Here is a 25,438-nt window from a genome sequence, read left to right as displayed (position 1 = left end):
CTCAGAATTTTCTGAGGATTTTTGTATTATTTCACTTCTGTGATAAATTTATCTTTTGGTTTTCTTACTTTTTCAAGTTTTTCTAACCAGTCTTTTTCAGTGTCTCTGTAACCAAGAGGTAAAAGTAAAACACTTCTTAATCCTTTTTCTCTTAAACCAAGAATTTCGTCTACTTTTTCTGGGCTGAAACCTTCCATTGGAGTAGCGTCTACACCTTCGAAAGCAGCTGCAATAATTGCAGCACCGAATGCAATGTACGCTTGTTTTGCAGTATGTACGAAGTTTTCTTCAGCAGATTTAGGAACATAAGTGTTCAATAAAAATTGTCTGTAGTTTTCCCAACCATCATTAGTAAAACCTCTTACTTCGTTCGTTAAATCAAACATATAGTTGATTCTTTCTGCAGTGTAAGTATCCCAAGCTGCGAAAACCAAAACATGAGAAGCATCTGCAACTTGCGGTTGATTACTTGCTGCTTCTTTCAATTGATTTTTAACCTCTTGATTAGACACCACGAAAATTTCGAAAGGCTGTAAACCGCTAGAAGTAGGAGCAAGACGTGCTGCTTCTAAAATTCTTTCAAGTTTTTCATCGCTTACTTTTTCTCCGTTCATCGCTTTTGCAGCGTATCTCCACTTTAATTTATCTAATAATTCCATTTTAAAAAAAAATTTTACAAAGATAAGTTATGATGAGCGGTTTTGTCATTGATTTATGTTAAGAAAAGCATAGAAAAAATAAACCGCTCAAGAAATTGAACGGTTTTAATCTACGAAAGTTTCTTTTATAACCTCCTTTATTTTTAAAATTTCATTTTCAGAAATTTTACCAAAAATTTTGGTAATTCTTCTCTTATCGACAGTTCTTATTTGGTCTATCACTACCCAACCTTTTGTTTCTTTTCCTTTTATTTCAATTCTTGTAGGATAAGCTTTAGATGTACTTGTTATTGGTGCAATAATTAAAGTTTGGAGAAATTTATTCATTTCGTTGGGTGAAATGATAAGGCAAGGTCTGGTTTTTTTAATCTCGCTTCCGATTGTAGGATCTAGATTTACCAAAACAATTTCGTATTGATTTAGTTCCATTCTTCAAAATTTTCATCGTCAAAAACATCATCAATAAGCAATTGGTCATCGCCATTTTTGTGCATTTCTTGGAAGGCTTTTTCCCAATTTTTCCTAGGTTCTGCTTTAGGTTTTAAAACAATGAAGCCTTTTTCTAAAATGAGTTCTATTTTATCTTGAATATTATATTTCTCTAGAATAGTTTTTGAAAGTCTTATTCCTTTAGAATTTCCTATGTTGATGATTGATAGTTCCATGAGCTAAATTTTGTAATTACAAAGTAATAACAAAAATCATTCCTTTCCAAAAATTATTGATTATATTTTTTATAAATTTTGAAAGCAAGAAAAATTAAAAAGGCAATTAAAACAAAAATTAAAGTTTGTGTTAAGAACAAACCAGAACTAAATTCTGATATTTCCATAGTTATATTTTTAGTTTTTATTCAACTCCAAAAGAGGATCAATGTATTCTCTGTCGTTGCTCAATCGTGGCACTTTGTTTTGTCCGCCCAGTTTTCCTCTAGATTCCATCCATTGATAGAAAAGTTTTTCTTTTGCCATGTGAATAATTGGCGGATTCAGCGTCATGTTGAGGTAACGTTTCGCTTCGTAATCAGAATTGATAGATTTCAAAGTATCATCAAAAATTTTAGAAAACGCCTCAAAATTATTAGGATGTTTGGCAAATTCAATCAACCATTCATGCGCTCCAGATTTTCCTTCGCTCATAAAAACGGGCGCTCCTGTATAATCTAAAACGTGAGCTTCTGTGGCATCACATGCTTTTTTAAGCGCAGTTTCTACATTGTCTATCATTAATTCTTCGCCAAAAGCATTGATGTAATGTTTGGTTCTGCCAGAAATCTGAATTCGATGCGGAGAAAGAGATGTAAATTTTACGGTATCACCGATTAAATAACGCCAAAGTCCACCATTGGTAGAAATAACCACTGCATAATTTTTGCCGAGTTCTACTTCTTCCAAAGGAATCGCTTGAAGATTATTGCGGTCAAATTTATCCATCGGAATAAATTCGTAGAAAATTCCGTAATCCAGCATCAGAAGCATTTCATCACTACCACTTCTGTCTTGAATTCCAAAGAAACCTTCAGAAGCGTTGTAAATTTCGTAGTAATTAATGTTTTTGCCGATGATTTTTTTATACTGTTCTCTGTACGGTTTAAAACTGATTCCACCGTGGAAAAACACTTCTAAATTTGGGAAAATTTCAGAAATATTGCCTTTTCCTGTTTCGGTTAAAATTCTTTGAAGCAAAACCATCATCCAACTTGGTACGCCGGTTAAACTTCCTACATCTTGGTTTTTAACTTCTGAAACGATGGCTTTCAGTTTGGTTTCCCATTCTGACATTAGGGAAGTTTTTTTGCTGGGAACCGTTGTAATTTCTACCCAAAAAGGAAGATTTTCTATCAAAATAGCAGATAAATCTCCGAACTTAGTATTGAAACTTTCGTACAATTCTGCACTTCCGCCTAATCTTAAATTTTTATTAAGAAATAATTTATTATCAGGATGATTGTTTGCATAAATAGAAATTAAATCCTTTCCTGCTTTGTAATGACACTCTTCTAAACTTTCGTCTGAAATAGGGATGAATTTGCTTTTGGCATTGGTCGTTCCAGAAGATTTAGCAAATTGGCGAATAACTCCTGGCCAAGAAATATCTTTTTGCCCTTGTCTTGCTTTTTCTATGTAAGGCTCGAATTCTTCATAGTTTACGATAGGAACTTGTTGCTGAAAATCTCGGTAAGAAGAAATGTCTTTGAAACCGAATTTTTTGCCGTATTCTGTTTCTTCTGCATGAAAAAGCTGAGAAAATAAAACTCCGTTTTGAGTTTCAATAGGATGTTTCATAAAATTCTGAATTTGGTCTATTCTTTGTCGAATAAACCAATTTACAGCCATATTGAAGAGAGCCTTTGTTGCCATTGCTCAAATTTAATAAATTTTTTGAGAATTTTGTAATTAGAATGCAACAAAAATCCGCTCTAAAAATTTAGAACGGATTGAGGATTATTTTAGAGAAAATTTTAGCAAAATTCTTCGTAAGCTGCTTGTAAATTCGCCGCAATAGCACCTGCAGGATTTCCTTCGATGTGGTGTCTTTCTAACATGTGAACCAATTCGCCATCTTTGAAAAGCGCAACACAAGGTGAACTTGGTGGGAATGGTGCAAAATGTTTTCTAGCTTCTGCTACCGCTTCTGTGTCAAAACCTGCAAAAACAGTAGTCAAATGGTCTGGTTTTTTATCACCAGTTAAAGAATAAATAACGCCTGGTCTTGCTGCTCCTGCTGCGCAACCACAAACCGAATTTACCATAACTAGGGTAGTTCCCGGTTGTTTAAGTGCATCATTTACTTGTTCTGCTGAGGTAAGGTCTTGGAAACCTTTATCTGTGAGTTCTGCCTTCATTGGCATTACTAAATCTGCTGGATACATAATATATATTTTATTTAATGATTAGAAAATTCAAGATTTTGTAGTGCAAATTTATAATTAAAATTTGGAAAATTCTATTTAATTCTATTATCAAAAATATGCCAAAAATCTATTAAGACAAAATGACTCCTTTTTAATGAAAAAAGCCGATGAATTTTTCATCGGCTCTTTATCGTTAATATGAAAATTTAATTATGATAATAGTTTTTTCACCATTTCAGAGATAGATTTTCCATCTGATTTTCCTGCCAAAGTTTTAGAAGCAGTTCCCATAACTTTTCCTAAGTCTTTTAGAGATTCTGCGCCTACTTCGGTAATAATTTTTTTAATTTCTGCTTCCAATTCTTCCGCAGAAAGTTGAGCAGGTAAAAATTGTTCAATCACTTTCATTTGTGCCAATTCTACCTCTGCCAAATCATTTCTATTTTGAGCAACAAATTGTTCGTAAGAATCTTTTCTTTGCTTAATCATTCTTTGGAGAATGGCAATTTCTTGTTCTGCAGAAACATCAGCTCCTTTTGCTTCAGTTTTGAGCAGGAGAATTTGAGATTTTACGGCTCTTAGAGAGTCAAGAGCAACTTTGTCTTTTTCTCTCATTGCGGTTTTAATCGCTTCGTTTATGGTAAGTTCTAAACTCATTTTTTTCTAAATTTTAAAAATTTTAATCTACGTCTTTGTTTAAAAACTTGTTCTCTCTGAGTTGTACTCTTCCGTTGTTTTCAGAAAGGAAACTAGAAATTTGCTGTTGAGAAGCATTTTCGTGACCTATATTGATGTTTTTTCTTCTGAAAGCAGGAATGTTTTCGAATTCATTTTCGTTTTCTATCGTCTGATAACGAGAGTTGAACTCTTTCAACTTATCTCTTCTTGCCTGAACTTTTTCTGTAGCAGTATTTTTTTCAATAAATTTAAATTCCTCTTCAATTTTAGTTTCTGTAAAAGTGATTTTTTCTTCAGTGTGATTTTCAAAAACGGTTTTTACTTCTTCTATTTCTTCTGCAATTTTGAAGGTAAATTCAATAGGTTTTTCTTCAACTAAAGTTTTCGTTTCTGCTTTTGGTTTATACGTTTCTACCGTTTTTTCCTCTACAATGAAAGAAATTTCTTCTTTGGTTTCTTCCACAGAAAGTTTCACATTTTCTACTTCTTGTGCAGCATTAAACTGAGTTTCTTCAATAATAGTCGTTTTCTTTTCTTCTGTTTCAAAAGTGAAAGATTGAGATTCTAAAACGTCTTCATCATCAAATGAAAATAATTCTAAAACATTATTTTCTTGTTCTTCTACTTCAAAAGTTTGATAACTGCTTTCGATGCTTAAACTTTCGTCTTCAAAAAATCTAAGTTCTTCTATTCTTTCTTCCATTACTGCCGCTTGTGTTTCTGCAAATTGATTCACAGAATTGCTAGGGAAGTCTGGAGTGTTGCTCTCATTAGAATCATCTAAGAAAAACATGCTTTTTGATGAATTTTGCATTGGATTTTCTTGAGATTTTTCAGTAGAAGTTCTGCCAAATGGAGATTCTCTCTTCACTTTTGGAGAAGAAGGAGTATCTTCTAATGAATATCTAATTTTTTCGGTTGGACCTGCATATTTTTGATCATCCGCTGCAAAACCAGTGGCAATAACCAATACGCTGATAGAATCTCCCAATTCTGCATCTGTTCCTACACCGAAAATAATATCTGCAGTGTTTCCTGCTTCGCGCTGAATGTGGTCATTAATTAAGCCGATTTCGTCCATTGTAGCTTCTTCGTTTCCACTTCTGATAAGGAGAAGAACGTTTTTAGCGCCTGTGATTTTATTATCGTTTAATAATGGAGAATCGAGTGCTTTTTTCACTGCTTCTTCTGCTTTGTTTTCACCAGAAGCGGTTCCTGTAGACATGAGAGCAGTTCCTGAATTTTGTAAAACTGAACGCGCATCACGGAAGTCTATATTTACATCGAAATAACCAGTAATCACTTCTGCCATACCTTTAGCAGCATTGGCTAACACTTCATCTGCCTTAGCAAAACCAGATTTGAAGCCAAGGTTACCGAACTGTTGACGAAGTTTATCGTTATTAATAACAATTAAGGAATCTACATTATTGCGAAGTTTTTCTAAACCATTTTCGGCTTGTTCTAGTCTTCTTTTTCCTTCAAAACTAAAAGGAACGGTAACAATACCAATGGTTAAAATTCCCATTTCTTTGGCAATTTTTGCAATAACAGGAGCAGCACCAGTACCAGTTCCGCCACCCATTCCTGCGGTTATGAAAACCATTTTGGTATTATGACCTAGAACAGCTTTGATTTCATCAATACTTTCTAAGGCAGATTTTTCTCCAACTTCTGGATCTGCTCCAGCTCCTAAACCTTCTGTAATGGCAGCTCCTAACTGAACTTTTGTAGAAATTGGGTTATTATCTAGTGTTTGTGCATCGGTGTTACAAATGATAAAATCTACTCCATGAATTCCTTTCTCGTACATGTGTTTCAACGCATTGTTACCTCCACCACCTACACCAATTACTTTTATGATAGATGAATTTCCTTTTGGTAAATCGAATGAAAACCCTGTATTTAATGTATTTTCCATATATTTTCGATGTATAAAAGTTACTTACTTATTTTAGTGTTATTCGTTTTAATTATTCTACTTCTTCGAAGAATTTTTTTACTTTTTCAAGGATGGATTGTCCAAAAGTAGGTTTGTTCTTCTTCACTTCCTCGATGTGTTGTGTAATTTCTTGCTCCTCAGTTTTTACTTCTTCTACTGTATTTTCTGCTTGAGGAACTTCTATTACTTTTGGCTCTTCTACAGGTTTTTCTACAGGTTTTTTATCATGAATTTTTAAACTTTCCATCAATAAACCAATTGAAGTAGCAAATTCTGGAGATTTTAGATATTGGTTTTTGTCATTGGCAATATATTCATTGGCAAAACCAATTCTCGCATCAAATCCTGTTACATAATTGGCTAACTGACGAAGGTTTTTAAGATTAGAACCGCCACCGGTTAAAACAATTCCCGCGATGAGTTTACGTTTTTGTTCATAAGCTCCATAGGCTTTTAATTCTGTATTTACCATTTCGAGAATTTCTTCTACTCTTGCATTGATAATACTTGCCAAAGATTTTAGAGAAATTTCTTTGTCTGGTCTTCCGTGTAAACCTGGAATGGTAACAAACGTAGAGTCTTTTTCTAAATCTGGAACGGCAGACCCGAATTTTACTTTCAGTTGCTCTGCATGTTTTTCTATGATTGAACAGCCTTCTTTAATATCATCTGTGATAATTCCGCCACCATAAGGAATGACGCAAGTATGACGAATGATGTTATCTTTAAAAATAGCAATATCTGTAGTACCACCACCGATGTCTACGATGGCAACTCCCGCTTCTTTTTCTTCAGTAGTAAGAACAGCTTCTGAAGAGGCAAGAGGTTCTAGAGTAAGCGCTTCCATTTCTAAACCAGCTTCGCGAACGCAACGCGCGATATTTCTGATGCTTCCCATTTGACCAACAACTACGTGGAAATTTGCTTCTAGACGTTTTCCGTGCATACCGATTGGTTCTTGGATTTCGCCTTCAGAATCTACTTTGTACTCTTGTGGAAGCACGTGTATGATTTCTTCACCAGGAAGCATGACCAGTTTTTTTACTTGGTCTTTTAAGATTTCTATATCTTCATCTGTGATATATTTATCTGGGTTTTCTCTCATGATGTAATCTGAGTGTTGCAGACTACGAATGTGTTTGCCTGCGATACCTACGGTTACTCTATGAATAGGAACTCCTGAAGATTTTTCTGCTTCTGAAATAGCAGCTTTGATAGAGCTTATCGTTTGAGAAATATTGTTCACAATTCCTTTGTGAACGCCCAAACTTTTGGCTTTACCTACGCCTAAAACTTCAATTTTTCCGTGGGCATTTTTTCTGCCTACAATGGCAACAATTTTCGTGGTACCAATGTCTAAACCTACTGAATAATCATGTGTTTCCATATATTGCTGTTCTCTTTTTTTAATTAATTGTTTTTTCTTCGGTTTTTTGTGTTCCTGTTACGGTGTTTATTAGGGTTTGTTCATTTGTTTGTAAACTATCTTCTTCGGGTTTATAGCCAGAATTAAGCGTGGTTACGATTTGGTTATCATATTTCACAGAAATTTTAGAATATTTTTCTGGAGCTTGATAAACCAAATATTTTTCTACAAATGTTTTAAAACCTTTTACTTTAAAATCTATTCTATCTAAATCACCGATTTCTACTTTATAGTTTCCGTCGCTGGTTGCAAGATTGAAGTTTCCGTTTTCTTTTGTAATGCCTACAAAGAAATTTTTGCAGAAACTGTCTTTGTTTATTTTTTCTATTAACTCAATGAGTTTTTTATACTCTTTCTTCTTCACGTCGCCAGAAACCAGCATGCAAGGATGAGAGTATGTTTTAGAAATTGGGAATTCTATTCCTTTTTTGTCTACATAAAATCCTTTTCCTCCATTATTTAATCTAAAAACGGGAACTCTTTGTTTGATGTCAACATTCAGTTTTCCATTTAAATTCAAATAAACGTTTGCGCTATCTACAGCAGGCAATTCGTTTAATTTTTTTTCTAAACTCGGGATATCTACATCGCCCACTTTTTTTGTAGAATTATACCTTTCTACAATGGTTCTAATGTCTTTTTCGTCTACAAAATAAACAGGAGAGGAGCTATCATTTAATTTTACGATGATAGATTGCTCATCAATTTTTCGGTCATTGAATCTCTTCAAAGAGAAGCTCAATAGAAATCCGAAGATGACTACTGTGACAAAAATTTTGAGAATTCTCCACTTGTTTTTCATAAACTTACGTCCGAGTTTTTCTAATTTTAATTTTTCAATGTACCAATCCAATTCATAATTGGATCATACAAAGTGTCTATATTTCCTGCGCCTACTGTAAGCAAAATGTCAAAATCTTTTTCTTTGATTTTGTCAAAGGCTTCGCTTAAACTGCACACTTCTTTTTTCTCTAACTGTACTTTTTCTAGCAACCAATCAGAAGTTACCCCTTCAAAATCTTTTTGTAATTCTCTTGCTGGATAAATGTCTAATAATAACAATTCATCTGCTGCCGCTAAACTTTCTGCAAAACCATCTGCAAAATCTCTGGTTCTGCTGAATAAATGTGGCTGAAACGCTACCAACAGTTTTTTATTTGGGTTAAAAGTTCTGATGGAACCAATTACCGCATTCAGTTCTGTTGGGTGGTGCGCATAATCATCTACATAAATCTTACCATTTTCAAAAGTATGTTTGGTATAACGTCTTTTAATTCCTTTGAAACTAGAAATTCCTTCTTGAATTGCCGAAAAATCTGCTCCCAAATTGTGCAAAACTGCAATCGCAGCCGTTGCATTTTCTACATTATGCGTTCCCGGAATTTGCCATGCAAATTCTACGGTTTGTTCGCCCGCATGAAAATCAAACATCATCCAACCGTCTACAATGTGCAGATTATCAGAATAATAATCAGCTTCTTCATTTACTGCATACGTTTTACAAGGTCTGCCAATATTTACGCCTTTTCTCACAAAAAGTTGGTCGTTTTCTGGCACTAAATCTGCAAAATCTCTAAATCCTTGTTCTATGGTTTCAGTATCTCCATAAATATCAAGATGGTCTGCATCAATAGAAGTAATAATTGCCCAATCTGGTGAAAGATTGAGGAAACTTCTGTCATATTCATCAGCTTCTAAAACAGACATTTCTGTCCCGTTAAAGATGAAATTTGACTTGTAATTTTCTGCAATTCCACCTAAAAATCCTGAAAATGGAAGATTCGCCACTTTGCAAAGATGTGCTACCAAACTTGAAGTAGTAGTTTTGCCATGCGTTCCTGCTACTGCGATACAATTGGTATCTTCGGTAATCATACCGAGAACTTTTGCACGTTTTAAAACTTCAAAACCATTTTCATTAAAATAATCTAAAATTCCCAAAACTTTAATCGCAGGTGTATAAATCACTAATGTTTCTTCTTTCTTCAAAGACGAAATTTTCTCATCTACCACATCTTCAAAAGTGATAGAAATTCCTTCCTTTTGAAGTTCTGTAGTGAGTTTGGTTTCGGTTTTATCATAACCCAAAACATTTTTCCCAGCAGCATGGAAATATCTTGCCAAAGCAGACATCCCGATTCCACCGATTCCTACGAAGTAAAAGTTTTGATAGTTTTTCATTTCTTTTATGTTTTACGTTTTGTCATTTTGAATGGAGTGAAACGGAATGAAAAATCTTTAAATAGATTCTTCACTACACTTTGTTTCGCTCAGAATGACAGACGTTTACTCTTTAATATTCAAATTCTTAAAAATCTCATCTACAATTTCTTCTGTCGCTTTTGGTTTTGCAAAAAAATCTAAATTTTGAGCCATTTCTTTTCTCAAACCTTCGTTTTCGCAAATTTCTGAAAGCGTGTTCCAGAATTTCTCTTTCATCTCTGTGTCTTTCACCATTTTAGCAGCGTTTTTGTCCACCAAAGTCTGAGCGTTTTTGGTTTGATGATCTTCTGCCGCAAAAGGAAAAGGAACCAGCAAAACTGGCTTTTTAGCAATGGCTAATTCAGAAATCGCAATCGCTCCAGCTCTAGAAACAATTACATCTGCCGCAGAATAAGCCATTTCCATGTTTTTAATAAATTCTACAATTTGAATGTTTCTGCTGTGAATGTCTTTCGTTTCTTCTAAAATATTTTTATAATCTAGTTTACCAGTTTGCCAAATGAGTTGGTAATTTTTTTCTAAAACTTGATTAATGTTTTCTTTCCAGCCGTTGTTCAAAGTTCTAGAACCTAAAGAACCGCCTACTGAAAGTATCGTTAATTTCCCTTTTTCTAAACCTAATTTTTCTTTGGCTAAATCGCTGTCAATGATATCAGTAATAATGTTTTTTCTGATAGGATTTCCTAAAAATAACGTTTTCGTTCCGTGGAAGAATTTTTCCATATTTGGATAAGAGGTGAAAACGGTTTTTGCTTTTTTAGCATTGAAAATATTGGTTTTCCCAGGAAGAGAATTCTGCTCTTGAATAAAAGTAGGGATTCCCATTCTCGCAGCAATGAATAATGCTGGTCCACTTGCAAAACCTCCTGTTCCTACCGCAAAATCTGGTTGGAATTCTTTGATGATTTTTCTAGCTTTAAGCAAACTAGAAATCACTTTGAATGGCAAATTAACATTAGCCAAAAGATTACCTCTGTCAAAGCCTGCAATGTTTAATCCTTCAATTTTGAAGCCAGCTTGCGGAACTTTTTCCATCTCCATTTTTCCATTGGCACCCATGAACAAAAATTCTGCATCAGGAAAACGTTTTTGTATTTCCTGCGCAATGGCAACAGCAGGAAAGATGTGACCACCTGTTCCACCACCACTCATTAAAACTTTTAATTTTTTGCTCATATCTTTATCATTTTTTTGACAAGTCTCGACTTGTCACTACGCTATATCATTAATTTCTTCTACATTCTGTTTTTTGCCCATTCCTTCTTCTTCGAAGGTGAGAATTCTTGAACTTACATTCAGAATAATTCCTAATTGAAGATAAGTTACGAGCATTGATGTTCCACCGTAACTTATTAAAGGCAACGGTTGTCCTGTTACTGGAATAAGATTTACCGCTACAGCAATATTTACTGCGAGTTGCACGAAAATCATAATTCCTAAACTCAGCACCAATAAACTCCCGAAAAATGCCCGCATTTTACTGGCAATCATCACGATTCTAATCATCATAATCATGTATAAAGTGATGAGTGCGAATGCTCCAAAAAAACCATATTCTTCTACAATAATGGCGAAAATAAAATCCGAAGCAGACTGTGGAAGCATCTGTTTCAATGCAGATTTTCCTGGTCCCATTCCTGTAATTCCGCCATGAACTATGGCTGCTTTTGCTTGGTTGACTTGGTAATTTTTTGCTTTTACAGTTTCGTCTTCTACATTGGCATTTTTCTTAGAATTGGCAAAAGTTTCTATTCTACTTACCCAAGTATGAACACGATTGCTGCCAATTAAATCTGTTTTTAAAGCCAAAAACAAGAAAATTCCCACAAAAAGTCCTGAAATTCCTAAAAATCCAAGGATGTATTTGGAGGAAAGTTGACCAACCAACATTACTGCTAATGAAACTATTAGAATCATCAAAGCAGTAGAACCATTGTCTTTTGCAACCAAAATGAAAACCAATAAAACTGGTCCGAAAATGTAAAATATGTTTTCTATCGGAAGTCTTTCTCTTTTAATTTTTTTAGTTAAATATCTGCACAAATAGATAATTAACATGAGGTATGCAAAACTTGAAGGCTGAAAAGAAATAGGGGTTCCAGGGATTTTTAACCAACGAGAAGCAGACGCTCCGTCGATTTTTTGTCCCGTAAACATGGTTACAAAAAGTAAAATCACCATAATTCCGAGAAGGATACTGCTCAGTTTTCCGATGTGTTCGTATTTTACTGTTCCTACAGCTCTCATAATGGCTAAACCTAAGAAAACAAAAAACATATGCTTGATAACGTGTCCCGTAGTTGTACCATTCTGCACAATGTATTCTAAGTTAGAACTTGCAGAATATACAGGGAACACGGAAAAGAAGGAGATTAAAATAATCACCATCCAAAGCACTTTGTCGCCTTTTAAAAGTTCAAATTTGTTTTCTTGTTGTTCCATTCTTTATTTCATAGGATTGAAATCCTATTTTATTTCTTATCGCCACTTCGTGGCTCTTTTTTAATTATTTTTTAAAACTTCTTCTTTAAATAATTGTCCTCTATGTTCATAGTTATTGAATAAATCAAAACTTGCACAACAAGGAGAAAGTAAAACTGTGTCGCCTTTTTCTGCTAAAGATTTTGCAGTTTTCACCGCTTCTTCCATGCTAGAAGTATCTACGATAATGTCTTTTTTGTCTTTGAAAAATTCTATAATTTTAGAATTATCCAATCCAAGACAAACAATCGCTTTTACTTTTCTTTTTACTAAATCTTCTATTTCCGTATAATCATTTCCTTTGTCTGTTCCACCAACAATCCAAACCGTTGGTGTTTTCATGCTTTCTAAAGCATAGTAGGTAGCGTTTACATTGGTTGCTTTAGAATCGTTAATGAATTTTACACCATTAATTTCGGCTACACCTTCTAATCTGTGTTCTACTGCTTGGAAAGTCATCAGAGAATTTCTAATGCTTTCATTGCTGATATTCAACAGTTTACTAGCAATAGAGGCAGCTAAACTATTCGCAACATTATGCGTTCCCATCAGAGATAAATCTTCAATTTTCATAGAAAACTCATCGTGAAGTTTTACCACAATTTTTTCCTCTTCTGTAAAACCACCTTCCTCTAGTTTTTCCTTCATAGAGAAAGGAATTTGCTTCACTCGCAAATCTAATTCTTGAAGCAGTTTTTGACTCATTTCATCGTCTTTATTGTAGATGAAATAATTGTCATTTTCTTGATTTTCGGCAATTCTAAATTTTGCCAAAGCATATTCTTCGTAGTTGTAATTGTATTGGTCAAGATGATCTGGACTCAAATTCAACAATAAAGAAATATATGGTCTAAAATTCTGAATATCATCCAGTTGGAAGCTACTAACTTCCAGTACATAATAATCAAAATTCTCTTGCGCAACTTGCATTGCGAAACTTTTGCCGATGTTCCCACCTAAACCTACATTTAAATTGTCATTTTTCAGAATGTGATAAATGAGCGATGTAGTAGTGGTTTTCCCATTACTTCCTGTGATGGCGATGATTTTGGCATTGGTAAATTCTGCACCGAATTCTATCTCCGAAGATAGTCTGATTCCTTTTGCTTTGATTTTTTGAACCATTTCAGCTTTCTTAGGAACTCCTGGAGATTTTATGACCCAATCTGCAGCAAGAATTCTTTCTTCATCGTGGTTTTTTTCTTCAAACTCGATTCCGTTTTCTACCAAAACTTTTTTGTAATTCTCTTTAATTTCGCCTTTGTCTGAAAGAAAAACTTCCAAACCTTTAGTTTTAGCCAAAATTGCAGCGCCCACTCCACTTTCTCCTCCTCCTAGAATTACGACTTTCATTTTTTCCATTTCGATTTTTATTTCAAACCTATTTATTTTGTTGGATTAAAAACCAACGTTCTCATATCTTTTGTTCCTTTGGAACTTAGTTTTTATCTAATTTTCAGTGTTATTAAACAAACAATCGCCAACATAACTCCTATAATAATCATTCTGTTAACAATTTTGCTTTCATGGAAACCACTTTTCTGATAATGGTGATGAAGTGGAGACATTTTAAACAATCTGTTATTCTGAGCGTACTCTAATCCGTACTTTTTCTTTCTGTATTTAAAAACTGCTACTTGCAGCATTACTGAAAGATTTTCGATTAAGAAAATCCCACATAAAACTGGAATCAATAATTCTTTTCTTAAAATAATTGCCAAAACAGCAATTACACCTCCTAACATCAAACTACCAGTGTCGCCCATAAAAACTTGAGCTGGATAAGTATTATACCAAAAAAATCCTATGGTTGCTCCAATTAGAGCAACTGCGAAAATGGTGGTTTCTCCCATGTTCGGAAGGAACATAATATTCAGATAATCAGCGAAAATGATGTTTCCTGAGAGGTAGGCAAAAAAGGCAAGTGTTCCTAAAATTACCACACTCGTTCCTGCAGCAAGTCCATCAATTCCGTCTGTAATATTGGCTCCATTAGAAACAGCGGTCACAATGAAAATTACCAGTGGAATAAAAATAATCCAAGCCCATTCTTCTTGCGAAGATTCGTCCATCCAGAAAAGAATTTTGCTGTAGTCAAATTCATTATTTTTCATAAATGGAACGGTAGAAATTGTTTCTCTTTCTGCTGGAGCGAAGTTTTGAGAAACGCTGGTTCTATTGATTTCGTGAGCATCAGCATATTTTCTTTTGATGGTAATGTCTGGGTGAAAATACATGGTAACTCCTACGATTAGCCCTAAACCAACTTGACCAATAATTTTAAAAATTCCGCTTAAACCGTCTTTATTTTTCTTTATTTTTTTGAGATAATCGTCTATGAAACCGATGGCGCCCATCCAAAGCATAGAAACTATTAACAGAAGAACATAAATATTAAATTTTGTAAATAAAAGAACAGGAATAATGGTGGCAAAAATGATGATTAAACCTCCCATAGTTGGCGTTCCTTCTTTTTGTTTTTGTCCTTCTAACCCGAGATCTCTTACCAATTCGCCCATCTGTTTGTTGCGCAGATAATTGATTATTTTTTTACCATAAACCAGAGCAATCAGCAATGACAAAAGCACAGCAAAAGCCGCTCTGAAAGAGATGTATTTCAGTAAGTTTAATCCAGGAATGTGAATTCCGTGATTGGTAAGATATTCGTATAGATAGTACAACATATTTTCTAATTTTAGATTTTAGATTTCGGATTTTAGATGTTTTAATACAAGAAAAATCTTCATCAAAAATTATTTACTCATCAATTTATATAGTTCTATAATCGTTTCTTTATCATCAAAATGATGTCTCACTCCATTGATTTCCTGATACGTTTCGTGACCTTTTCCTGCAACGAGAACAATATCTTTTGGCTCAGCGAATTTTATTGCCATCTTTATCGCTTCTCTTCTGTCTGGAATAGAAGTGTATTTGCTGAAATTCTGCGGTTCTACACCTGCTTCAATTTCTTTGATAATCTCTTGAGGATTTTCAGTTCTCGGATTATCTGTGGTAATGATGGCCAAAGTAGATTTTCTGGTGGCAATTTTTCCCATTTCTGGTCTTTTTGCGTGGTCTCTGTCTCCACCACAACCGAAAACAGTGATTAATCTTTCGTTTTTGGTTCTAATTTCGTTGATGGAATCCAATACATTTTCCAATGCATCTGGAGTGTGCGCATAATCTACGATGAAGAAAATTCCGCCATCAGATTTTATGGTTTCAAATCTGCCTTTCACTCTTTTTAGCGTTGAAATCGCTTGTAAAACTTCTTCTTCATTAAATCCTAATTCTACCGCAATTGCAAAAGCCAAAAGCAAATTGTAAACATTGAATTTCCCAGTTAAAGTCGTCCAGAATTCTTTTCCATTAAAATTCAGAAGCATTCCATTGAAGTCTACTTCTAATATTTTCCCGTGATAATCTGCCAAAGTTTTCAAAGCGTAATCTTTCTTTTTCGCTTTGGTATTTTGTAGCATTACATCACCATTTTTATCATCAGCATTGGTAATAGCTACCGCAGTTTCTGGTAGTTCGTCAAAGAATCTTTTTTTGGTTTTCAGGTATTCTTCAAACGTTTTATGATAGTCTAAATGATCATGCGTAAGATTGGTGAAACCCGCTACAGCAAAGTGTAAACCTTCAATTCTGTCTTGGTGAATTCCGTGAGAAGAAACTTCCATAAAAGCATATTCGCAACCGCTTTCTACAGCTTTTGCCAACATTTGATTCAATCGGATTACATCTGGAGTGGTGTGAGTTGAATGAATAATTTCATCACCAACTCTGTATTCTACGGTAGAAATCAGCGCACTTTGATAACCTAAATTTTTGAAAATATCAAAAAGTAGAGTAGAAGCGGTGGTTTTTCCGTTGGTTCCTGTAATCCCGATTAATTTCAGATTTTCAGAAGGATTTCCATAAAAATTAGCAGCGAGTTTGCCTAAAGTTTTAGATGAATTTTTAACTTGAATATAATTAATTACTTCAACTAAATTTTCTGGTAAAACTTCACAAACAATGGTTTTTGCTCCCTTTTCGATTGCCGAAGAAATATACGAATGTCCGTCTGAAACTGTTCCTTTTATAGCAACATAAAGTGAACCTTCGGTAACTTTTCTGCTATCGAAAACGATTTCTGAAACTTCCGAACTGAGATTTCCAAAAGTTTCTAAAACGGGAATTTTATGTAATAATTCTGATAAAATCATTTTAATTCTGTAATTCCAAATAAATTCTTTGGTTTTTATTAATGACAGTTCCAGCCATCGGGAACTGATTTTTTATTTTTCCAACACCTTTATAATCAACTCGGTAACCTTGGTTTTCTAATTGTGGAATAATGTTTTTGCCCATTAAACCTTTTAGATTTGGTAGAACTCCGTTTTTCACGTTTACCTTTACATTGGGTTCTAGCATTTTATTAAGGTTCACCTTTTTATCAACTAAAAGCTCTTTTTCTACATTAAGTGGTGTTTTAAGGAACACTTTTCCTGCAATTTCTTTAAAAACTGGCGCCGAAACTACTGAACCATAATATCCTTTTGATGTTTTTGGTTGGTTTACCATCACAATACAAGTATATTTAGGATTATCTGCAGGGAAAAATCCTGCAAAACTCGCCTGATATTTCGTAGGTCCTGGTTTCCAATATTCAAATCTTGCGGTTCCAGTTTTTCCTGCCAATTTGATGTTTGGCGTAAAAATACTTTTTGCGGTTCCTTTTTCTACCGCTTTGGTAAGCATCGCAGTCATTAGATTGATCGCCTCAGTTGAAGCCATTTTGTCTACCAAAACTTGAGGTTCCGCTTCGTATGAAGTTTTACCGTCTTTCATGATTTTTTCTATGAAAAGCGGTTTCACCATTTTTCCTTTGTTGGCAATTCCGTTATAGAATGTAGTGAGCTGTAATAAATTGAGGCTCACACTATAACCATATCCTAGAGAAGCCAATGTAGCTTTGTTCCATCTTTTATTTTCTGGCGTTACAATTGAAGGTTTAGTAACACCTGGAAGTTCGATTTCTAATTTTTCAAAAAGTTTCCATCTTTTTAGATGCTTTAAGAAAACATCTGGCTTATCTGCATAATGCTGTGTAATGATTTTTGCTGCACCAATGTTACTTGATTGTGCTAAAATATCACTGATGTCATACGTTCCACCTGCGTGAGAATCTGTAATTTTTTGACTGTAATAAGTCCAAGAGATTCCACCAATGTTTATTTTGGTATTTTCATCTATGAAGCCATCGTCCATTGCAGCTAAAAGCGAAACCGTTTTAAATGTAGAGCCTGGTTCTGTAGCATCTTTCAATGCGTAATTGTAAGCATCTATATAATTTCCTTCTTCATTTCTTCTAAGGTTTACCATAGCTCTTACTTTTCCTGTAGCGGTTTCCATCACGAGAACAGAACCATGATCTGCTTCGAAATGTAGCAGTTGTTTTTCTAAAGCAGAATGGGCAATATCTTGAATTCTTAAATCAATAGTAGTATATACGTCTTGACCGTCAATTGGGTCTTGAACTTTCCAGTAATCAATTGGTTTCCACTGAGATGAATTGATTCTTTGCTCTAATCTTTTGCCATCTGTTCCGGTAAGATATTTAGAAAAGGCGCCTTCAAGGCCAGATTTTCCAATCTCGTTATCCATTCCTATGGTTCCAGCACCAATTTGAGCTGTTGCCAGTTCTCTTCGGAATTTTCTATCGATAATGAGACATCTATTTTTCTTAAATTTCCCTGTTTTTTTATCTTTTTTACTGAAAATTGGGAATTTTTTAATTCTGTCATATTGGTCGAAGTCTAAACCTCTTACCAATGAAAAATATTGATTTTTTTTCTTTTTTTGTTCGTCAAAGATTTTTCTGTAATGAACTCTTGGTTTGCCAAACATTTGGCTCAATGAATCAGTCAATGCGCCAATATTATTGTCGTAAACAGAATCTTTGATGGTTTTAAAATCGATATACGCATCGTATCTCATTACGGTAGTTGCTAAAATAGAACCATCTGATGCAAAAAGGTTTCCACGAGCAGCTTTTAAAGTGGCTTCTCTGTAATTTTTACTGATATAATTGTCTTCAAATTCTTCTACATTGGTATTTTGTAGAAAAAGAATTCTCGCCAAAAACATAATAAATACGATGAAAGCTACCCCTGCAAAAAGGTAACCCCATTTTAACGCTTTACCGCGTTTGATATCATATTCATTACTATTTATCGCCATTTTCTAAACTGTCTACTTTTATTAAAAGTTTATGTGGATGATTTTCTAAAGACATCAAAGAATCACCTTCCATTTCTTTGCTCAATTCACTTTCCATTCTTACTTTAATCAGCCTGCTCTGTGCGTAAGCATTTCTAGATTTATATTCTTCTGCCTGTTCTTTAAGTTGGTTTACGGTTTCTATTTTTTTGTTGACCAAGTGATTGCTGTAAATCATAATCATCAACAAGGAAAAAATGAGTAAAAAATATTTGTAATGAACTTTTACTTCATCACGATTTAAGAAATTCCCCTTCATGATATCCATGAAAGTAAGTTTCTTCGGTTTTTTATTATATGTTACTCTTTTTGCCACAGACTTTGTCTGATTTTTAATTATATTTTTATTCCTATACGCATTTTTGCGCTTCTTGCTCTGGAATTTTCTTCTATTTCTTCTTCTGTTGGAATGATGGCTTTGCTTTTTAACAATTCAAAAGCTTTAGCATAATTTCCATAAATGTCTCGTTCTGGTTCTCCTTCGAACATTCCGTTTTTTAGGAAACGTTTTACCAATCTGTCTTCTAAAGAATGATAAGAAATTACGACTAATCTTCCTTCTTTTTTTAAGATTTTATAAGATTGTAGCAGCATTTCTTTTAAAACTTCTAGCTCTTGGTTTACCTCTATTCTAATCGCTTGGAACAACTGTGCAAAAAATTTATTCTGCTTAAATTGTGGAATATAACTAAAGACTTTTTTCAAATCTTCGGTGGTTACAATTTCCTTTGATTTCCTAGCATGAACAATTTCTCTAGCCAGTTTTCTGGCTTCTCTTATTTCGCCATAGTAGTAGAAAATATCGGCCAAATGTTCTTCTTCATATTCATTCACTACTTTTCTCGCGTCTAGATGTTGCATCACGTTCATTCTCATGTCTAGAGGCGCATCACTTCTGGTGGAAAAGCCACGTTCTGCAGCATCGAATTGATGAGAAGAAACGCCTAAATCTCCTAAAATTCCGTCTACTTCAGTTACGCCGTACATCAAAAGAGAATTTTCTAAAAATCTAAAATTCTGATTGATTAATGTAAATCTCTCATCATCAATAGAGTTGTTGAGAGCGTCTAAATCTTGGTCAAAACTGTATAGTTTTCCTTTGCTGGAAAGTCTTTTTAATATTTCACGAGAATGACCACCTCCACCGAAAGTTACATCTACATAAACTCCATCAGGATTAGTGATGAGAGCGTCTATACTTTCCTTTAATAATACAGGATTGTGATACATTCTATTAGATTTAAAAAATTATAAAAATTGAGGTGTAAAGATTATTCTTTGTCAAAATTGATGTCGCCCATCACTTCTTCGGTTAGTTTCCCGAAATCAACTTCGTTAGTAGCAATTACTTTTTCATACGCTTCTTTGTCCCAAATTTCAAACAGTTCACCCGCTCCAGAAATCACGATTTCTTTATGAAGATTGGCAAATTGTTTCAAATCTTTTGGAATAAGAATTCTCTCAGAAGAATCCAGCTCTACGTTTTTTACACCGGCGGTAAACATTCTGATGAAATCTGCATTCTTTTTCACGAAACGGTTAAGTCCGTTTATCTTTTTCATCAGTTTTTCCCAAGGCTGCATCGGGTAAACTTCTAAGCAATTCTGAAACACAGCACGCTTAATTACAAAGTTCTTATCCTCAGAACTTTGCAGTAGTTTTACTAATGACGAAGGAAGCTTTATTCTGCCTTTGTCATCAATCTTGCATTCGTATGTTTCGTAGAAATGAATCATTTGGAGCAAATTTATTTATTATTTTCTAAAATTTCCCACTTTTTCCCACTTTTTAACTTAATGTTGATAACTTTTTACCTGTAGAGCTTTATGTAGCTAACTTGCTGATTAATAAAATGTTAATAAATGTGTGTGATATGAGGGTAGATGTATGCCCAATTGACATACTTTAAATGAAATTAACATAACAAAAACCGGTCAAAATTCCATTTTTTTTGTATTTTTGCGTTTGACAGATACGTTATATGATTTTTAATACCAAAAAGGAGAAGAAATATACATTTATAGAAAGCGGAGAAGGTCATCCTATGGTACTTCTACATGGATTGATGGGAGGCTTAAGTAATTTTGATAAAATGATTACTTATTTCTCAGAAAGAGGCTATAAAGTTTATGTTCCGCAACTTCCTATTTATGATTTGCCAGTGCTGAATACTAATCTTACCAGCATCGCAAAATATGTGGCAAGATTTATAAAAGATAAAATAGGACAACCTGTAACTTTAATGGGGAATTCTATGGGTGGTCATATTGGCCTTATTCTAACATTAGCTAATCCAGAGTTAGTGCATTCTTTAGTTTTAACAGGAAGTTCTGGTTTGTACGAAAAAAGTTTTGGAGAAACTTTCCCAAGAAGAGGAGACAGAGACTATATCAAAAAGAAAACAGAAGAAGTTTTCTTTGACCCGAAAGTAGCTACAGATGAATTAGTAGATGAGGTATTCGCAGTGGTAAATGATAGAATGAAAGGCATTAAAACAGTGCTTTTAGCGAAAAGTGCCATTAAACATAACATGTTGCATGATTTGCAAAAAATAAAACAACCAACTTGTATTATTTGGGGGAAACAAGACGGAGTGACTCCACCAGATGTAGCAGAAGAAATGGATAGACAAATTCCTAATTCAGATTTGTTCTGGTTAGATGAATGCGGTCACGCTGCGATGATGGAAAAGCCAGAAGAGTTTAATGAAATTCTTTACAACTGGTTAAAAGATAAAATTTAGAATTAAGAAGAAAAATAATGATGGAAGTTGAAAAGCTTCCATTTTTTGAATATGATAGTAAAGACTGTAAACTTTGTAAAATCTAGTGGGAAATGGCAAGAATGCCCAGAACCTACGATTCCTGAATATGCTTTTATCGGGAGAAGTAACGTGGGGAAATCTTCGTTAATCAATACCATTATGAATCATAAAGATTTGGCAAAAACTTCGCAAACTCCTGGTAAAACACAATTGATTAATCATTTTTTGGTGAATGAAAATTGGTATCTCACCGATTTGCCTGGCTATGGTTATGCTAAGGTTTCTAAAAGTTTGAGAAAAGATTTTGAAAAACTCATCACCAATTATATTCTGAATAGAAAAAATTTGGTAAACCTTTTTGTTTTAGTTGATATAAGACACACTCCTCAAAAAATAGATTTAGAATTTATGGAATGGTGCGGAGAAAATGGGGTGCCGTTTTCTATTGTTTTTACCAAGCAAGATAAACTAAAACCTGGAGCTGCAGACAGAAATGTAGAAGTATATAAAACCAAACTTCTAGAAACTTGGGAAGATTTACCTGATATTTATATTACTTCTGCCGAAAAGAAAATGGGTGGCAATGAAATTCTGAAATTTATTGAAAAAACCAATGCTTATTTGGTTAAAAATAAAGTGAAGTTCTCCTAAAAAACTTTTTTAAGCTTAAAGATTTCTATTAAAATGAAAGACATTATCTGGAAAATAAAATCATTCGAAGAGCTATCAATTCATGAATTGTATGAGATTTTGAAAGTGAGACAAGAGGTTTTCGTGGTAGAGCAAACTTGTTATTACTTAGACGCAGATGATTATGATCAGAAAGCCCTTCATCTTTTTGCAGAAAAAGAAGGGAAAGTAGTAGCGTATTGTAGGATTTTTCCAGAAGGCGTAAAATATCCAGAAACTTCTATCGGAAGAGTTCTTACCCATCCTGATTTTAGAAATTTAAAATTAGGAAAAACTCTTATCCAATTTGCTTTAGAAGCTATAAAAACCAGATTTAACACCACTGAATGTAGAATTTCTGCACAAGATTACCTCATTAAATTTTACAGTGATTTTGGGTTTCAAGACACTGGGAAAAAATATCTGGAAGATGATATTCCACATACAGAAATGGCGAGAAAATAATTTCTCGCCATTCATGTTTTCGCTTGTGTTTTCTTCTTTGATTTAAAAAATCTATAATTTTAAAAGTACTGATAAAAATAAATGGTGAGATTTCTCTCACCATTCCCCGTTTAAAACTTACTCTACTCTTGATGCAAGTGTGTTGTTATATAAAAAGTTATTAGTCTAATAAAAATTTTTTATACTTGCATCTGCTAAAAATCGAGTATGAAGAAGATTACTTCTGCAAATGTATACTGATAAAAATTTGTTTCATTACGGTTTTCCGTAATTGGGTTTTATTTTTTGTTTTTATATTACAAAATTTATGAAATTTGACTAGATTTCTTCTGATTTTAAATACATTTTAATCATAAAAAATGTGATAATAAGGCTCATAAAAAAGAAATACAAAATATTTTCTTGAAAATTTTTCTGAACTTTCAGCACATATAAAATGATTTCCGTTACCAGAAGGAAATTAGCAGCAAATAATAAAATATAACTGCAAGTTGCCAATGTTTTAAGCGTAGATTTGTTATAAAGATTCATAATCATTGGTTTTTAGTTTATCTGTTTGGTAAATTTACGATAGGGTGAATTCATTTCCTTACGGAAAACCGTAAAACAGGAAAACTCTTCCAAAAATTATTCCAAATGAGTTTTTATAAGTTGATTTAATTCATTTTAAATAATCCCCAAATCTTTACAAAGCACCACCATTTCCGTATTGTTTTTGGCGCTTAAACTTTCGCGGAGTTCACTTAATCTCTTTTCTATAGAACTTCTGCTGTCTGGTTTTATATTGGTGTTTTTAAAATGGTCTTCTATTTCTTGTTGACGCCAACCTTTAGCCAAAAGTTCTACCAAATACACATCATAATTGGTAAATTCAAATGAGTTATTTCTGATGGAATTAATGATTTCTTGAGGAATCACAATTTTGTTTTCAAAAACTTTTTTGATGGCACTTTTCAGTTCTTTCCCATCATTTCTGCCTTTGCTTACAAAACCATTGATGTGATGTTTTTTAAAAAGTTCATCAATAATAGAAGGTTTTTTCTCAATAGAAAAAGCGATGATTTTAATATTGGGTTGCAATTGTCTCACTTCTGCGATGAGTTCTTGTCCAGAACTCAATTTTTGCTCACGGAAATCGGTGTCAAAAGATAAATCCGTAATGAGTAAATCATAAGGTTTTTCTTCTGAAATGGCAGTTTTTAGTTTAGAAACGGCATCATCACAATAACTTACAAACTCATAATCTGTAATTTGCAATTCTTCTAGAGTTTTGATGACTCCTAGATTTCTGATTTCGTGGTCTTCGGCTATTAGTACTTTATTAAACATCATTTTTTAATGAATTGGAATAGACATGTTTACTTGTAATCCTTTTTGTAGATTTTTTTCAAAATTAATATCTCCGCCAATGTTCTCAATACGGTTTTCCGTATTTTTGATTCCAGAAAGTTTTTTATTTTCTGCATTGCCCATTCCAAGGCCATTATCGGTGTATTTTATTTTTAAAATATTTTCAATTTTTTCAAATTTTACCAAAACCAATGTAGCTTGACTGTGTTTTTTCATGTTAATCATGAGTTCTCTAAGCGCATAGAAAATTTCTGATTGTATATTCTGAGATACATTTTGCCAAATATTCTGCTCGTTTCCTATGACTAAAACTTTTTGCTGAGGTGAAGAATAAGAAGAAATCATTTCAAAAAGCTTAACCGAAAATTCTTTTTCTAATTGTTCATTAAGGTCTTCATGAGCAATGTCTCTTGATTCTTCATACATTTTTTCGAGTTTATCAAGGAGTTTTTCTTTGTCCAGTTCTTCTTGATTTTCTACTTCTACCATAGTTTGGTATAAACCATTGGCTACTACATCATGTATTTTTTTAGAATATTTAATTTGAGTGTTTTTTACCTCAATTTCTTTTTCTTGTTCCAGTCTTTTTTTTCTTCTTAAATACCAAAATAAACCAACCAATAAACCAGTAAATAGAAATGCAATCGCTACTTTTTGTCTAAAGATATAATTTTCCTTTTCTATGTTTTCGGTTTTGGCTTTTTCGGTTTCGTAGCGAATCAGTGCAAATTGGTTTCTGGCTTTTGCTCTTGCTGTTTGCAAGCTGTCATTCAGCTTTTGATATTCGGAAAAATATTTTTTAGAATGGTCTGATTTTTCTAAAGTGATTAATTTTTCTAGCGCTTCTAATCTATCGTCTGGACTTTCTATTTTTTGAGCGATGTTATACATTTTTCCTGCATAGAACAGTGCTTTTTGAGGCTCTTTTTCTTTGTAATAATCAGCGAGAGTAGCATAACTAGAATTCAGTCCCCAATAATCTTGTTTTGATTCTCTGATTTTGAGAGATTGCAGAAAATAATTTAAAACATTTATGTTTTTATTTTCGGCAAATAAGCATCTCCCAAAATTATTCAATGTTCTTGCATATGCAATACTGTCTTCAGTTTTTAGGGCTTTTTTGTAAAATTCTTTTGCTTTACCGAAATCTTTTAAATCTAAATAGTTATTCGCAATATTATTATAATAAATGTATTGAGATTCTGGCTCTGATGAATTTTGAAGAGCTAAATCATAATATTTTTCGGCATTTTTATAGTTTTCTTGTTTTGCACTTGCTAATGCCAAGTTGTTATAATTTGATGATTTCAGTTGTTTAGTGATGCTGTCATTTTTTTTCAGCATTTTTTCGGCTTCTAATGAAGTTTCTATTCCTCCAAAATGATCACCTTGATCGGTCTGGATAATTGCCATGTTAATCAGGCATTTTGCCATGAAAAGTGAATCGTTAATTTTTAAAAATTCATCTTTTGCTAATGCATAATAAATATAAGCCGAGTCTTTTTCGCCTGCATCTCTATAGTTTGCGGCTTTTAAATATGTTTTATTTTTTGCAGAATCAGATTCTACAGCGTTTTTAGTGCACGAAAATATAATGGTTAAAAATAAAAGTGGAATTAGTTTTTTCAACGGGAAAAATTTTTACTCTAAATTACAA

The 25,438-nt window shown here is 33.5% G+C and carries 25 protein-coding genes; 3 read left to right on the top strand and 22 right to left on the bottom strand.

Annotated elements, in window-relative coordinates:
• Positions 1-26: 26 nt before the first annotated feature.
• From EB819_RS10850 to mraZ, 19 genes are all read right to left on the bottom strand, one after another.
• On the bottom strand, positions 27-659 hold the full coding sequence (locus EB819_RS10850) for a nitroreductase family protein (RefSeq protein WP_069797415.1): 633 nt from the start codon (positions 657-659) through the stop codon (positions 27-29).
• Between the two features lie 105 nt (positions 660-764).
• Positions 765-1,088 carry a type II toxin-antitoxin system PemK/MazF family toxin gene (locus EB819_RS10845; RefSeq protein WP_069797413.1) on the bottom strand — a complete coding sequence of 108 codons (324 nt, stop codon included), beginning with the start codon at positions 1,086-1,088 and terminating at the stop codon, positions 765-767.
• Complete coding sequence (locus EB819_RS10840) at positions 1,079-1,324, bottom strand: AbrB/MazE/SpoVT family DNA-binding domain-containing protein (RefSeq protein ID WP_069797411.1); 246 nt, start codon at positions 1,322-1,324, stop codon at positions 1,079-1,081. The genes EB819_RS10845 and EB819_RS10840 overlap by 10 nt, the downstream gene beginning before the upstream one ends.
• A 177-nt stretch (positions 1,325-1,501) precedes the next feature.
• Positions 1,502-3,019 (bottom strand): GH3 auxin-responsive promoter family protein, encoded by a 1,518-nt coding sequence (locus EB819_RS10835; protein WP_069797409.1) that lies wholly within the window; start codon positions 3,017-3,019, stop codon positions 1,502-1,504.
• Positions 3,020-3,120: 101 nt separating this feature from the next.
• Positions 3,121-3,531 carry a BrxA/BrxB family bacilliredoxin gene (locus EB819_RS10830; RefSeq protein WP_069797407.1) on the bottom strand — a complete coding sequence of 137 codons (411 nt, stop codon included), beginning with the start codon at positions 3,529-3,531 and terminating at the stop codon, positions 3,121-3,123.
• A 192-nt stretch (positions 3,532-3,723) separates the two neighbouring features.
• A complete protein-coding gene (locus EB819_RS10825) occupies positions 3,724-4,170 on the bottom strand; it encodes a GatB/YqeY domain-containing protein (RefSeq protein WP_069797405.1) in 447 nt (148 codons plus the stop codon).
• Positions 4,171-4,192: 22 nt separating this feature from the next.
• Entirely contained in the window at positions 4,193-6,112 is a 1,920-nt protein-coding gene (gene ftsZ / locus EB819_RS10820; protein WP_069797403.1) for a cell division protein FtsZ, read from the bottom strand.
• Between the two features lie 52 nt (positions 6,113-6,164).
• Entirely contained in the window at positions 6,165-7,520 is a 1,356-nt protein-coding gene (ftsA, locus tag EB819_RS10815) for a cell division protein FtsA (RefSeq protein ID WP_069797401.1), read from the bottom strand.
• A 19-nt stretch (positions 7,521-7,539) separates the two neighbouring features.
• Positions 7,540-8,412, bottom strand: a complete 873-nt coding sequence (locus tag EB819_RS10810) for a cell division protein FtsQ/DivIB (protein WP_245993143.1) — start codon at positions 8,410-8,412, stop codon at positions 7,540-7,542.
• Positions 8,388-9,740 carry a UDP-N-acetylmuramate--L-alanine ligase gene (murC, locus tag EB819_RS10805; protein WP_069797399.1) on the bottom strand — a complete coding sequence of 451 codons (1,353 nt, stop codon included), beginning with the start codon at positions 9,738-9,740 and terminating at the stop codon, positions 8,388-8,390. The genes EB819_RS10810 and murC overlap by 25 nt, the downstream gene beginning before the upstream one ends.
• Before the next feature lie 105 nt (positions 9,741-9,845).
• The gene (murG, locus tag EB819_RS10800) at positions 9,846-10,958 is read right to left on the bottom strand and encodes an undecaprenyldiphospho-muramoylpentapeptide beta-N-acetylglucosaminyltransferase (RefSeq protein WP_069797397.1); all 1,113 of its coding nucleotides are present in this window, start codon (positions 10,956-10,958) and stop codon (positions 9,846-9,848) included.
• A 36-nt stretch (positions 10,959-10,994) separates the two neighbouring features.
• Entirely contained in the window at positions 10,995-12,224 is a 1,230-nt protein-coding gene (locus EB819_RS10795) for an FtsW/RodA/SpoVE family cell cycle protein (protein WP_069797395.1), read from the bottom strand.
• A gap of 60 nt (positions 12,225-12,284) precedes the next feature.
• The gene (murD, locus tag EB819_RS10790) at positions 12,285-13,616 is read right to left on the bottom strand and encodes a UDP-N-acetylmuramoyl-L-alanine--D-glutamate ligase (protein WP_069797441.1); all 1,332 of its coding nucleotides are present in this window, start codon (positions 13,614-13,616) and stop codon (positions 12,285-12,287) included.
• Between the two features lie 92 nt (positions 13,617-13,708).
• Positions 13,709-14,947 (bottom strand): phospho-N-acetylmuramoyl-pentapeptide-transferase, encoded by a 1,239-nt coding sequence (gene mraY / locus EB819_RS10785; RefSeq protein WP_069797393.1) that lies wholly within the window; start codon positions 14,945-14,947, stop codon positions 13,709-13,711.
• 69 nt (positions 14,948-15,016) lie between these two features.
• On the bottom strand, positions 15,017-16,477 hold the full coding sequence (locus EB819_RS10780) for a UDP-N-acetylmuramoyl-L-alanyl-D-glutamate--2,6-diaminopimelate ligase (protein WP_069797391.1): 1,461 nt from the start codon (positions 16,475-16,477) through the stop codon (positions 15,017-15,019).
• Between the two features lies 1 nt (position 16,478).
• Positions 16,479-18,494, bottom strand: coding sequence for a penicillin-binding transpeptidase domain-containing protein (locus tag EB819_RS10775; RefSeq protein WP_069797389.1), 2,016 nt, complete (start codon positions 18,492-18,494; stop codon positions 16,479-16,481).
• On the bottom strand, positions 18,481-18,849 hold the full coding sequence (locus tag EB819_RS10770) for an FtsL-like putative cell division protein (protein ID WP_069797387.1): 369 nt from the start codon (positions 18,847-18,849) through the stop codon (positions 18,481-18,483). Before EB819_RS10770 ends, EB819_RS10775 begins: the two co-directional genes overlap by 14 nt.
• Positions 18,850-18,869: 20 nt before the next feature.
• Positions 18,870-19,763 (bottom strand): 16S rRNA (cytosine(1402)-N(4))-methyltransferase RsmH, encoded by an 894-nt coding sequence (gene rsmH, locus EB819_RS10765; protein WP_069797385.1) that lies wholly within the window; start codon positions 19,761-19,763, stop codon positions 18,870-18,872.
• A 41-nt stretch (positions 19,764-19,804) separates the two neighbouring features.
• Complete coding sequence (gene mraZ, locus EB819_RS10760; protein WP_069797383.1) at positions 19,805-20,269, bottom strand: division/cell wall cluster transcriptional repressor MraZ; 465 nt, start codon at positions 20,267-20,269, stop codon at positions 19,805-19,807.
• Between the two features lie 245 nt (positions 20,270-20,514).
• On the opposite strand from mraZ, the gene EB819_RS10755 reads away from it, so the two are divergent.
• Genes EB819_RS10755 through EB819_RS10745 form a run of 3 tightly spaced genes read left to right on the top strand, consistent with a single transcriptional unit; the run spans position 20,515 to position 22,431 of the window.
• Positions 20,515-21,276, top strand: a complete 762-nt coding sequence (locus EB819_RS10755) for an alpha/beta fold hydrolase (RefSeq protein ID WP_069797381.1) — start codon at positions 20,515-20,517, stop codon at positions 21,274-21,276.
• Positions 21,277-21,327: 51 nt separating this feature from the next.
• Entirely contained in the window at positions 21,328-21,948 is a 621-nt protein-coding gene (gene yihA, locus EB819_RS10750; RefSeq protein WP_069797379.1) for a ribosome biogenesis GTP-binding protein YihA/YsxC, read from the top strand.
• A gap of 33 nt (positions 21,949-21,981) precedes the next feature.
• Positions 21,982-22,431: a GNAT family N-acetyltransferase gene (locus EB819_RS10745; RefSeq protein WP_069797377.1), complete on the top strand. Its 450-nt coding sequence runs from the start codon at positions 21,982-21,984 to the stop codon at positions 22,429-22,431.
• Between the two features lie 318 nt (positions 22,432-22,749).
• On the opposite strand, the gene EB819_RS10740 is transcribed toward EB819_RS10745, so the two are convergent.
• From EB819_RS10740 to EB819_RS10730, 3 genes are all read right to left on the bottom strand, one after another.
• Entirely contained in the window at positions 22,750-22,962 is a 213-nt protein-coding gene (locus EB819_RS10740) for a hypothetical protein (protein WP_069797375.1), read from the bottom strand.
• Positions 22,963-23,097: 135 nt separating this feature from the next.
• Positions 23,098-23,763 carry a response regulator gene (locus tag EB819_RS10735; protein WP_245993142.1) on the bottom strand — a complete coding sequence of 222 codons (666 nt, stop codon included), beginning with the start codon at positions 23,761-23,763 and terminating at the stop codon, positions 23,098-23,100.
• 3 nt (positions 23,764-23,766) lie between these two features.
• Positions 23,767-25,410, bottom strand: coding sequence for a tetratricopeptide repeat-containing sensor histidine kinase (locus EB819_RS10730; protein ID WP_083250143.1), 1,644 nt, complete (start codon positions 25,408-25,410; stop codon positions 23,767-23,769).
• Between the last annotated feature and the right edge of the window lie 28 nt (positions 25,411-25,438).

The sequence above is a fragment of the Cloacibacterium normanense genome, from assembly GCF_003860565.1.
GTDB classification, from domain to species: Bacteria; Bacteroidota; Bacteroidia; order Flavobacteriales; family Weeksellaceae; genus Cloacibacterium; species Cloacibacterium normanense.
The sequence above is the reverse complement of the archived record's forward strand: the minus strand, read 5'-3'. Positions and strand labels throughout refer to the sequence as shown.

Bases quoted from the DNA above. Each gene is read 5' to 3' on its own strand.
- ftsA (WP_069797401.1), bottom strand. From the start codon at position 7,520: ATGGAAACACATGATTATTCAGTAGGTTTAGACATTGGTACCACGAAA.
- EB819_RS10830 (WP_069797407.1), bottom strand. From the start codon at position 3,531: ATGTATCCAGCAGATTTAGTAATGCCAATGAAGGCAGAACTCACAGAT.
- EB819_RS10740 (WP_069797375.1), bottom strand. From the start codon at position 22,962: ATGAATCTTTATAACAAATCTACGCTTAAAACATTGGCAACTTGCAGT.
- EB819_RS10735 (WP_245993142.1), bottom strand. From the start codon at position 23,763: ATGATGTTTAATAAAGTACTAATAGCCGAAGACCACGAAATCAGAAAT.
- EB819_RS10780 (WP_069797391.1), bottom strand. From the start codon at position 16,477: ATGATTTTATCAGAATTATTACATAAAATTCCCGTTTTAGAAACTTTT.
- EB819_RS10755 (WP_069797381.1), top strand. From the start codon at position 20,515: ATGATTTTTAATACCAAAAAGGAGAAGAAATATACATTTATAGAAAGC.
- EB819_RS10845 (WP_069797413.1), bottom strand. From the start codon at position 1,088: ATGGAACTAAATCAATACGAAATTGTTTTGGTAAATCTAGATCCTACA.
- EB819_RS10840 (WP_069797411.1), bottom strand. From the start codon at position 1,324: ATGGAACTATCAATCATCAACATAGGAAATTCTAAAGGAATAAGACTT.
- EB819_RS10825 (WP_069797405.1), bottom strand. From the start codon at position 4,170: ATGAGTTTAGAACTTACCATAAACGAAGCGATTAAAACCGCAATGAGA.
- rsmH (WP_069797385.1), bottom strand. From the start codon at position 19,763: ATGTATCACAATCCTGTATTATTAAAGGAAAGTATAGACGCTCTCATC.
- EB819_RS10745 (WP_069797377.1), top strand. From the start codon at position 21,982: ATGAAAGACATTATCTGGAAAATAAAATCATTCGAAGAGCTATCAATT.
- murD (WP_069797441.1), bottom strand. From the start codon at position 13,616: ATGAAAGTCGTAATTCTAGGAGGAGGAGAAAGTGGAGTGGGCGCTGCA.
- murC (WP_069797399.1), bottom strand. From the start codon at position 9,740: ATGAAAAACTATCAAAACTTTTACTTCGTAGGAATCGGTGGAATCGGG.
- EB819_RS10795 (WP_069797395.1), bottom strand. From the start codon at position 12,224: ATGGAACAACAAGAAAACAAATTTGAACTTTTAAAAGGCGACAAAGTG.
- mraY (WP_069797393.1), bottom strand. From the start codon at position 14,947: ATGTTGTACTATCTATACGAATATCTTACCAATCACGGAATTCACATT.
- murG (WP_069797397.1), bottom strand. From the start codon at position 10,958: ATGAGCAAAAAATTAAAAGTTTTAATGAGTGGTGGTGGAACAGGTGGT.
- EB819_RS10775 (WP_069797389.1), bottom strand. From the start codon at position 18,494: ATGGCGATAAATAGTAATGAATATGATATCAAACGCGGTAAAGCGTTA.
- ftsZ (WP_069797403.1), bottom strand. From the start codon at position 6,112: ATGGAAAATACATTAAATACAGGGTTTTCATTCGATTTACCAAAAGGA.
- yihA (WP_069797379.1), top strand. From the start codon at position 21,328: ATGATAGTAAAGACTGTAAACTTTGTAAAATCTAGTGGGAAATGGCAA.
- mraZ (WP_069797383.1), bottom strand. From the start codon at position 20,269: ATGATTCATTTCTACGAAACATACGAATGCAAGATTGATGACAAAGGC.
- EB819_RS10835 (WP_069797409.1), bottom strand. From the start codon at position 3,019: ATGGCAACAAAGGCTCTCTTCAATATGGCTGTAAATTGGTTTATTCGA.
- EB819_RS10850 (WP_069797415.1), bottom strand. From the start codon at position 659: ATGGAATTATTAGATAAATTAAAGTGGAGATACGCTGCAAAAGCGATG.